Here is a 5981-nt window from a genome sequence, read left to right as displayed (position 1 = left end):
GCCGGGTAGCCCTCGGCGTGGATGTAGGAGATCTCCTTGAGCTTGAGCGCCCCCTCCAGCGCCACGGGGAAGTTGTAGCCGCGGCCCAGGTAGAGGAAGTTGGAGGCGTAGCGGTAGGTGTGCGCCATCGATTCGAGGGCCCCGTTGCTCGCGTCCAGTACGCGGCGCACCTGGTCGGGGACGCCGGCCAGGGCATTGATGTTGTCGGCCAACTCAGCCTTCGACAGCGTGCGTCCCTTCGACAGCTTAAGGGCAATCATCGACAGCACAGTGACCTGCGCCGTAAAGGCCTTCGTGGAAGCGACCCCGATCTCGGGCCCGGCGTGGAGGTACACGCCCACATCCGTTTCCCGGGCAATGGTGGACCCGACCACGTTACAGATTCCAAAGCACGGGACGTTCTGACTATGCGCCTCCCGCACCGCCGCCAGGGTGTCCGCCGTTTCCCCGCTCTGGGAGATGACCAGCACCACGTCGCCGTCCCGAAGAATCGGATCGCGGTACCGGAATTCGCTCGCGTACTCGACCTCCACGGGCACGCGGGCCGCAGACTCGATGAGGTATTCGCCCACGAGGGCGGCGTGCCAGGAGGTGCCACACGCCGCAATGATCACGCGATCGGCGTCGCGCAACTGGTCCCAATGGTCGTGGAGTCCCCCGAGTTTGATCTGGTTGTCCTGGGGGCGGACCCGTCCCCGCATGGCATCCTCCAGGGCTTCCGGCTGCTCCATGATTTCCTTCAACATGAAGTGGTCGTACCCCCCCTTCTCGATCTCGCCGAGGGACCATTCGAGCTCGTGGACCTCTTTCTTCAGAGGTTCGTTGTCGATGGTCATTACCTCGTAGCCTGATCGGTGGATGGTCGCCATCTCCCCGTCCTCAAGGTACACCACCTGCCGCGTGTGCTCGACCAGCGGAGCGGCATCGGACCCGACGAAGTGCTCGTCGTCCCCGACCCCCAGGATCAGCGGGCTTCCGTTGCGCGCGGCGAGCAGAAGGTCCGGATCATCCCGGGACACAACGACAATCCCGTAGGCCCCAACGACCTGCGTGAGCGCCTGCCGCACCGCTTCAGGGAGGGAGAGCTCGGCTTCTCGCTGCACCTCCTCGATGAGGTAGACGAGAACCTCCGTGTCGGTCTCACTCCGAAACGTGTACCCCTTCTCCTCGAGCCGCTCCCGGATGGCACCGTGGTTCTCGATGATCCCGTTATGGACCAGTGCGAAAGAGCCGTCCGTGCTGAGGTGGGGATGGGCGTTCGTGTCGTTCGGGGCGCCGTGAGTGGCCCAGCGTGTGTGCCCGACGCCTGTTGTGCCCGTTAGCGTCCCATTGAGGCTCCCACGAAGATCATCCACCTTCCCTTCCTGCTTGCGGACGTGAAGATTCGTGCCATCCACTGTCGCGATGCCGGCCGAGTCGTACCCGCGATATTCCAGTCGCTTCAGGCCCGTCAACAGGATGTCCTCCGCCTGCTTATTTCCGATGTACCCCACAATGCCACACATAAGCTGAGATGCGATTTGGTGAAGTGAGTGACAGAAACGATGGATCTCCTTGCGCCCACTGGGCACCGTCTGAACGACCCGGCGCTGTCTAAAGAAGATGTAGAAATGTAGGTAGTGCACGCCCGGATCCGGCGTGGACTCGTGCTCTGCGGAAAAAGTCCATCGGTCTCCCTCTCTCAGGGGACTCTATTCCTCGCTCCTGACTCCGAACTCAATTCAATGCTTCCCAGGCCGAGTTGGAAGTGAAAGAGAGCGAAGAGGCCCCAGACTCTCGGAGTGGGCGCGAACTGAGCGACACCGGCCAATCGAAAGAAATTGAACCTAATAGCGCTCCAGAGAAAATTTTTCCCCAAGGTACCGCTTGCGCACTTCAGGATCGGCAGCAAGTTCCTCTGCGGTTCCATGCTTCAAGATCTGCCCTTCGTATAGTAAGTACGCCCGATCCGTAATTGCAAGCGTCTCGTGCACGTTGTGGTCTGTAATGAGCACGCCGATGCCCCGCTCCTGCAACCCCGAGACGATGCTCTGGATGTCCTCAACCGCGATGGGGTCGACGCCGGCGAACGGCTCGTCGAGCAGGAAGAAGCGGGGACGCGTCGAGAGGGCCCGAGCAATTTCGGTGCGGCGACGCTCTCCGCCGGAGAGCTCATATCCCTTCGAGTCCCGAACGCGCTCCAGGCCGAACTCGCGGATGAGCGACTCGACACGGGCCTTCCGCTCCTCGTCGCCGATTGACTGAAATTCGAGGACGGCGTGCAAGTTGTTCTCCACCGTGAGCTCCCGGAAGACAGAGGTCTCCTGCGCCAGGTATCCGATTCCCCGACGCGCCCGCTTGTACATGGGAAGGCGGGTGATGTCGTCGTCTTCAAGGTAGATCGCGCCCTCGTCGGGACGGGTCATGCCCACAATCATGTGGAACGTGGTGGTCTTTCCGGCCCCATTCGGCCCAAGGAGCCCCACGATTTCGCCCTGCTCCACGCTTAGGCTCACGTCGTCCACGACGGCGCGTTTGTCGTAGCGCTTCGTGAGGTGCTCGGCGGTGAGGGTCATCGGGGCGTCCGGAATGCCCCGATCCGCAAAATGGTCAACGTCGGACGATGTGCTCATAGTTGCGACTTCGGATCCATCTGGGACGTGTCGGGCGGAGCTGCGGGCCGTCTCGGGGATGGGATTGAATCGGGACGAACCGCGGGCCTGGTCCGTAGGGAATCCCGTGCTCCACGCTGGTCCCCCGATCGAGAATTCTGGAGTGGGGCCGGGACATTCGTGAACGAGTCCTCCTGGAGGGGCGGGGTCCGGCCCACAGAGTCTGCGCGAGGGGCCGAGGGCGGTTGCTGCGCCTGTCGAGCAAGGGGCCGCTGGGGGGAAAGGTCCAGATCGAGCCGCTGGCGCACCCGCTTCTGGCGGAGTAGTGCCGCTCGGGTTGGGCGGCGCTCGGGCGTCCACCGGAATCCCTCGAGCGTGAAGGGCTCCGGGATGTTCTTCGCCCGGTCGTACGCCCGTCCCTCTATGCCCGGTCCGAACTTGATGCGCCTGCCTCCTCCACGCAGGAGACGGACCACGACCCAATCGCCCGAAGCCCGAATCGCACCGCTCAATGAGTCCGCGTCCGAGGCCAAAAAGCGGATGGCCCGAGCGTTGGGCGCTCCTCGAATGCGGCGCAGCGAGTCCGACCGAAAAAAGGCAGTGATGTTTCTCGCCTTGAGCTGGTTCGTGCGCGCCAGGGCCGAGTCGCGCTGGGCCGCAAAGGCCGAACCTCGAACAAAGACGGTGTCGAGGGTTCGGTTCTGTGCACGCACCCGAATTGAGTCCCCCCACACCTGACTCCCTTCAAACCAGGTCATTGGATTTTGGAACAGCCGGATTTCCTCGAGGGGAAGTACCGTGTCCGACTGTGCCGTCGGGGTGGTCCAGTTTCGAGTCGAGCCCTCTGCCTCCGAGTCCCCCTCCGCCGGGTCTAGCGAATCCGGCAGGGGATTTTGGGACGTTGCGGCTCCGTCGCCAGGGGGCGCGGGTGCGGATCCGGTAGGCGCAGACGCCTTCGCCCCTGTTCCCACTGTACTTCCGGCTGAAGAGTCGGGGACTGCCCGTGCATCGGCGGACGAGTCCGTTTCGGGAGGGTTTTTTCTTGCAATAACAGAGACCGAGTCGGGCGGAGGGCGGGCCGTGTCGATCGGGACCGTCGGGCCCCCGGTGCTGTCCGCGGTCGGGGCTGTCACGCGGTCATACACCACCGAGTCGGCCACCGCCGCAAGATCTGGCGTCCAGATTCGTACAGAGTCCACCGCCACGATGCGGCGGTGCGTGTCGGTCCGAACGGCGTCGAGCCGGTGGCTTCGCACCACAAGGGTGTCGGTTGGAGTGCCGGTCGAGTCTATTCGCACTCGGATGAGAAGCGCGCGCCCCTCGACACGGCTGTAGCGGCGCCGTTCACGGTTGTCGACCTGGTTCCCGAAGAGATAGGTCTGGGTCGTCATGTCGGCCCTGGGTCCCTCGTCCCGACGCCGGTCGATGAAGACGTCCCCCCGTGCGACCGACCGGTCCCGGTTGCGGTAGTACGTAAGCGAGTCGGCGAGAAGTGTCGTTCCCGGCTCGGTGAGCCGAACGGTGCCCCCAAACTCTGCCCGCTGCTCGTCGGACCAGTACGTTCCGTGCTGGGCCCGGAGGACGCGGTTGCTGTCTACGAGCACCACGCTGTCAGGAAACACGGTGCGGTCCGCTTCGGCGTAGTATGTGCCGCGTTTTGCCCGCACCATCACGTCCCCGTCCGTCAGGCGGACGTGTCCGCGGGCGCGCCCGACCTCCGTGACTCGGTTGTATCGGACCGTGTCTGCGCGCAGGGTGTCTTCTTTCCCGTAGATGACGACGTTGTCGACGAAGAGGAGCTTGTTTTGCTGAAGGTACCGACGGCCATAGTCCGACCGGAGACGCGTGGTATCCTGGCGGACGAAGACGTTCCCGAACAGCTCCTGAATGCGTTTCCCATTGCGCTGAAGAGCACTCAGGGAGTCTGCGTTCACGTACACCCGGTCGGTGTCTCCTGTGTCGGGCGCCGCGTTGGGCATGCCGGGGGGCTGCAGGGGGGGGCTGTCCGCCGCAGACGGGAGAGAATCGAGCTCAGCCGGTTCGGCCCCTGCGGGAACTTCCTGGACCGTGTCGGCGGGCACCTGCGCCCGACCTGTCAGGGCAAGTCCCCCCATCAGGACCAGGCACAGCACGCCCGACAGGAGAGACCCTCCCTTTCCGGTCGGCAAGAATCCAGCGAGAGATCCAATCATACGCACAGGAGCGCTACTGCAGTGGCTGCGGCCGAGTCCGTTCCCCTCGGCGCGGCCCTCTGCACTGCGGACTACGGAAGGACGTTCCCTGAATGAGAACCGGCAGGTCTCTACCCGTCGTCTTTCTCCGAGTTCTTCCCCTGATCGTCAACCTCAACGCGGGCATGGAATTGCCCGATCTGGTAGGTGTCCAGGTCCTCCTCGGCGACGAGGCCCTCGCCCTCAACCACTTCTTCAGGGGTTGTGATGCGGACGAACCGCTGGGTGCGGATCCGTCGATCGGCCTGCCGCCAGGTCAGCTTCTCGCTCTCAAGACGTTTATTGCTTTCTGTGGTGACTACAACATCCCCGTAGGCGACGAGTCGGCCCTTCCCGTCCTGGAAGACCACACTGTCGGCCGTCATGGTTGCCGAGGAATCTCCCTGCGAGTCGAAAAGGTAGGTGCGCACCCGTAGCGTATCAGATGGGGTCGACCGCCAGACCGAATAGGTGCTGTCCGCAACGGTGTACTGCTCCATACGGGAGGCCTTGAGCACGGCACGGCGGTGGCCCTTCTTTATCATCGTGAAATTCGCGTCCCAGCTCACGTGCGTCGGAACGGGTCCCGCAGTTGTGTCCGATGACGCTGCGGCCGCCGAGCGGGTCCGGTGTTCACACCCGCTCCCGACGAGCAAAGCCGAGACGAGCACCGCCCCCAGTAGCAGTGGAGGGATCGAGTTCATTTGTTAGACTGATCAAGGCATCGTTTAAACCGTGTGCCTTCTACGATGGCGGACACGTGGCGGTCCACAGCGAGCCGGTCGGGGGAGAAGACGACACCGCTACCGTTTCACCGAGCGCGTTCCGTGCCCGGTGGCGCGGCGGAACACCGCCTAAAAAATCGGGGCTCCACAGCCGCCCGCCGGAACGCGCCTTCACAGTCCAGGACCTGCTCGCTATACTGGTATTGATTTTGCGCGGATCAACTCCGTACGGACACTGTGGTGCAGTTTTTGTGGAAACTTACACGTGACAACCATTCAGTCCCCGTTTCTTTACAGAGCATCCCTCGTAATAAGCCGCTGGGGGTTTTGCCGACCGCTCTTGCCACTACATTTTCCCAGAAGACCCGATTGCTGCTATGAACTTCGAAACTGAGTCGCTCACTACCGAAACCGTCGTTATCCATATCGGCGATACACTCGACTTCCGGAACGCC

Annotated in this window: 4 protein-coding genes; all 4 read right to left on the bottom strand. The window is 63.1% G+C overall.

The features are described from left to right. A partial coding sequence (glmS, locus tag ABEL04_RS07155) for a glutamine--fructose-6-phosphate transaminase (isomerizing) (RefSeq protein WP_375801701.1) occupies positions 1 to 1505 on the bottom strand: 1505 nt, incomplete at its 3' end. Positions 1506 to 1826: 321 nt separating this feature from the next. Beyond that, entirely contained in the window at positions 1827 to 2612 is a 786-nt protein-coding gene (gene lptB, locus ABEL04_RS07150; RefSeq protein WP_375801700.1) for an LPS export ABC transporter ATP-binding protein, read from the bottom strand. Further along, a complete protein-coding gene (locus ABEL04_RS07145; protein WP_375801699.1) occupies positions 2609 to 4783 on the bottom strand; it encodes an OstA-like protein in 2175 nt (724 codons plus the stop codon). The genes lptB and ABEL04_RS07145 overlap by 4 nt, the downstream gene beginning before the upstream one ends. A gap of 110 nt (positions 4784 to 4893) precedes the next feature. Continuing rightward, entirely contained in the window at positions 4894 to 5505 is a 612-nt protein-coding gene (gene lptC / locus ABEL04_RS07140) for an LPS export ABC transporter periplasmic protein LptC (protein ID WP_375801698.1), read from the bottom strand. Between the last annotated feature and the right edge of the window lie 476 nt (positions 5506 to 5981).

Source organism: Salinibacter sp., assembly GCF_042218895.1.
Lineage (GTDB): Bacteria > Bacteroidota > Rhodothermia > Rhodothermales > Salinibacteraceae > Salinibacter.
This window is presented reverse-complemented; position numbering and strand designations above follow the sequence as displayed.